Genomic DNA, 3,317 nt, shown 5'->3' with positions numbered 1-3,317 from the left:
GTCCCACGGCCCTGGGCGCGCGCCGGCGCGGCCGGCTGCTCGGGCTCGGGCTCGGGCACCGGCATGCGATACACATAAGCGCCGGATTTCTCATCGCGCCCGAACGCCAGCAGGCCGCGCGCCTGGGCCTCTTCGAGCAGGTTGCCGAAGGCCTTGAAACCGTAGTACGACTCGCTGAAATCGGGCCGGCGGCGCTTGATGGCTTCCTTCAGCACCGACGCCCATATCTTGCCGCTGTCGCCGCGCTCGGATACCAGCGCCTCGAAGGTTTCCACGGCGATCTCTATGCCCTGCGTGCGGCGCGCCTCCAGTTCTTCCTTGCGTTGCGGCTCGTCGTCGGCCGGACGCTTGCCATTGGCTTCGCGCGCGGCGCCGGCCCGGGCATCGGCGCGCGGGCGCTCGCGCACCAGGTCATCGTAAAAAATGAACTCATCGCAATTGGCGATGAGCAGGTCGGACGTGGAACGCTTCACCCCCACCCCGATGACCTGCTTGGCGTTCTCGCGCAGCTTGGACACCAGCGGCGAAAAATCGGAATCGCCGCTGATGATGACGAAGGTGTCCACATGCAGCTTGGTATAGCAAAGGTCCAGCGCATCCACCACCAGCCGGATGTCGGCGGAATTCTTGCCCGACTGCCGCACGTGCGGGATCTCGATGAGTTCGAAATTGGCCTCGTGCATGGCCGCCTTGAATTCGCGGTAGCGGTCCCAGTCGCAATAGGCCTTCTTGACCACGATGCTGCCCTTGAGCAGCAGGCGCTCAAGCACCCGCTTGATATCGAAACGCTGGTAATTGGCATCGCGCACGCCCAATGCGACGTTCTCGAAGTCGCAGAAAAGCGCCATATTGATGCTTTCCTGGGAAGCAGTCATGGTGATCTCCGTGGTGTAGGCCTGACGATACACCTGAAAACAAAAGCGGGCCTTCAAAGGGCAGCGCCGGCCGGATAAACTCCAGCGACATTGTCCACCCCGTCGTACCGACTCGCGGAGTTTCCATGTCTTATATGCTGCTTATTGTCGAACCCATCGGCCAGCGCGCGCAGCGTACGCCGGAAGCCGGGCAGGCCGCCTACGACAGCATGCTGGCCTATGCCGCCGGCCTGAAGGCGCGCGGCCTGCTGCAGGATGCCCAGTCGCTGCGTTCCGAGGCCGAAGGCGTCAAGCTGCAGGTGCGCGATGGCAAACAGCGCCTGCTGGATGGCCCCTACGCCGAGGCCAAGGAAATGATAGGCGGGTTCTTCCTGCTGAACTGCGCCACCCGCGACGAAGCCATCGCCATCGCCGCCGAATGCCCCGCCGCGCAATGGTGCACGGTGGAAGTGCGCGAACTGGGCCCCTGCTTCACGTAATGGTTTTCCATCGGCAAATTTAAGGGTTTTCCCTTGTTCGCCGATTTTCTGTCGATTTTGGCGGCCGTGCTTCGTCGTGCTAATGACAACCGCCGCACGGCAGCGTCAACCGACAGGAGATTCCCCATGCGATTCATGATCATCGTGAAAGCCACCGCCGACACCGAGGCGGGCGTCCTGGCCGACGACGCCCTGTACGCCGAAATGGCCGCCTACCACGAAGCCCTGGCCCAGGCCGGCGCCCTGCTCGATGCCGCCGGGCTGCAGCCCAGTTCGGCGGGCTGGCGCATCCGCTACGCCAACGGGCAGCGCAAGGTCATCGATGGCCCCTTCGCCGACACCCGGACGCTGGTGGCAGGCTATACCGTCATCCAGGCGCGATCGCGCGAAGAGGCACTGGAATGGACGCGCCGCTTTCCCGCCCCTGGCCCGGGCACCGAAACCGAGATCGAAGTCCGTCCGCTGTACGAAATCGATGAGCTGGCACGAACCAAGCCATCGGCGCGCCGTTTCCATGCCCTGGCGCTGCGCTGATCACGCTTTTTCCGCTGCATCCTTTCCCACCTTTGCCGATTGCGAGACCATCATGCACAAACAAATCTTCGTGAACCTGGCGGTTGTCGACCTGCCCAAATCCATGGAATTCTTCAAGCAGCTGGGCCTGGAATTCAACCCGAAATTCAGCGACCAGAACGCCGCCTGCCTGATCCTCGGCGAAAACCTGTTCGCCATGCTCCTGACCCGCGAGTACTTCAAGACCTTTGCCACCAAGCCGCTGTGCGACCCCAAGCAAAGCACCGAGGTGCTGGTGTGCCTGTCGTGCGAAAGCCGCGCCGAAGTGGAAGACCTGGTGGCCCGCGCCGTGGCCGCCGGCGGCACCACGCCGCGCGAGCCGCAGGACTTCGGTTTCATGTACGGCCATGCCTTCGAAGACCTGGACGGCCATGTCTGGGAACTGATGTACATGGACCCCAACGCCGAGCCGCTGCAACAATGAGCCAGCGCGATGCCGTCCACCAGGCCATCGAGGCCGTCTGGCGCATCGAGTCGGCCAAGGTCATCGCCAGCGTCGCGCGCATGGTGCGCGACGTGGGCCTGGCCGAAGAATTCGCGCAAGATGCCCTGGTCACGGCGCTGGAACGCTGGCCTGGCGACGGCATTCCCGACAACCCCGGTGCCTGGCTCATGACGGCCGCCAAGAACCGCGCCCTGGACCGGCTGCGCCAGGATGCGCTGCACACGCGCAAGCACGAGCAAATGGGCCACGAACTGGACGCGCTGCAGGCGCATGTCGAACCTGATTTCGTCGACGCGCTGGACGCGGCCCGCCAGGACGAGATCGGCGATGACCTGCTGCGCCTGGTGTTCACGGCCTGCCATCCGGTGCTGTCCACCGAGGCGCGCGTGGCACTGACGCTGCGCCTGCTGGGGGGCTTGCGCACCGACGAGATCGCCCGCGCCTTCCTGGTGTCCGAATCCACCATTGCCCAGCGCATCGTGCGCGCCAAGCGCACGCTGCGCGAAGCGCAGGTGCCGTTCGAGGTGCCGCGCGGCGACGCGCTGGCGCAGCGCCTGGCCTCGGTACTGGAAGTGATCTACCTGATCTTCAACGAAGGATACGCCGCCACTGCCGGCGACGACTGGACGCGTCCGGCGCTGTGCGAAGAGGCGCTGCGCCTGGGGCGCATCCTGGCCGGGCTGGCGCCGCACGAAAGCGAAGTGCACGGCCTGGTGGCCCTGATGGAAATACAGGCCTCGCGGCTGGCCGCGCGCGTCGACAGTGAAGGCCGCCCCGTGCTGCTGATGGACCAGGACCGCGCCCGCTGGGACCCCTTGCTGATCCGGCGCGGGCTGACGGCGCTGCAACACGCCCAGCAGCGGGATGGCGCGCAACTCGAAGCGGGCCAGCGACCGGCAGTCGGATACCAGGTCGCGCTCGCCTTGCACCACGTGCACACTCATC

Annotated in this window: 5 protein-coding genes; 4 read left to right on the top strand and 1 reads right to left on the bottom strand. The window is 65.3% G+C overall.

The window, feature by feature from the left end; genetic code table 11:
- Nucleotides 1–875: NYN domain-containing protein (locus LPZ50_RS23315; protein WP_230665241.1), on the bottom strand; the 875-nt coding region annotated here is incomplete at its 3' end.
- 125 nt (nucleotides 876–1,000) lie between these two features.
- Here LPZ50_RS23315 and LPZ50_RS23310 point away from each other — a divergent pair.
- The 4 genes from LPZ50_RS23310 to LPZ50_RS23295 all read left to right on the top strand — a co-directional run.
- Entirely contained in the window at nucleotides 1,001–1,354 is a 354-nt protein-coding gene (locus LPZ50_RS23310) for a YciI family protein (protein WP_230665240.1), read from the top strand.
- Between the two features lie 126 nt (nucleotides 1,355–1,480).
- The gene (locus LPZ50_RS23305; RefSeq protein ID WP_230665239.1) at nucleotides 1,481–1,888 is read left to right on the top strand and encodes a YciI family protein; all 408 of its coding nucleotides are present in this window, start codon (nucleotides 1,481–1,483) and stop codon (nucleotides 1,886–1,888) included.
- 52 nt (nucleotides 1,889–1,940) lie between these two features.
- Nucleotides 1,941–2,351: a VOC family protein gene (locus tag LPZ50_RS23300; RefSeq protein WP_230665238.1), complete on the top strand. Its 411-nt coding sequence runs from the start codon at nucleotides 1,941–1,943 to the stop codon at nucleotides 2,349–2,351.
- The coding region (locus LPZ50_RS23295) for an RNA polymerase sigma factor (protein WP_230665237.1) at nucleotides 2,348–3,317 on the top strand (970 nt) is incomplete at its 3' end. The genes LPZ50_RS23300 and LPZ50_RS23295, both read left to right, overlap by 4 nt.

Origin of the sequence: Bordetella petrii, from assembly GCF_020991325.1 — a bacterium.
In the GTDB taxonomy this organism is placed as follows: domain Bacteria; phylum Pseudomonadota; class Gammaproteobacteria; order Burkholderiales; family Burkholderiaceae_B; genus Bordetella_A; species Bordetella_A petrii_E.
This window is presented reverse-complemented; position numbering and strand designations above follow the sequence as displayed.

Bases quoted from the DNA above. Each gene is read 5' to 3' on its own strand.
- LPZ50_RS23310 (WP_230665240.1), top strand. From the start codon at position 1,001: ATGTCTTATATGCTGCTTATTGTCGAACCCATCGGCCAGCGCGCGCAG.
- LPZ50_RS23305 (WP_230665239.1), top strand. From the start codon at position 1,481: ATGCGATTCATGATCATCGTGAAAGCCACCGCCGACACCGAGGCGGGC.
- LPZ50_RS23300 (WP_230665238.1), top strand. From the start codon at position 1,941: ATGCACAAACAAATCTTCGTGAACCTGGCGGTTGTCGACCTGCCCAAA.